At 66.2% G+C, this 228-nt stretch carries 1 protein-coding gene; it reads left to right on the top strand.

Features of this window, described 5'->3' with window-relative positions; genetic code table 11:
* On the top strand, nt 1–228 hold a 228-nt coding region (locus tag IF37_RS40575), incomplete at both ends, for an acyltransferase domain-containing protein (RefSeq protein WP_037858580.1).

Below are 228 nucleotides of genomic sequence, written 5' to 3'. Positions count from 1 at the left end.
GACATCCAGCACTACCTCGACACCGACGACGTCACCATCGCCGCCGTCAACGGCCCCACCAGCATCGTCCTCTCCGGCACCGAAGCATCCATCACCGCCGTCGCCCAACGCGCCACCGACGCCGGACTGCGCACCAAACAACTCACCGTCTCCCACGCCTTCCACTCCCCCCTCATGGACCCCATGCTCGAGGACTTCCGCACCACCCTCGACACCCTCACCTTCCAC

The sequence above is a fragment of the Streptomyces sp. NRRL S-31 genome, assembly GCF_000718775.1.
Classification (GTDB): Bacteria; Actinomycetota; Actinomycetes; order Streptomycetales; family Streptomycetaceae; genus Streptomyces.
This window is presented reverse-complemented; position numbering and strand designations above follow the sequence as displayed.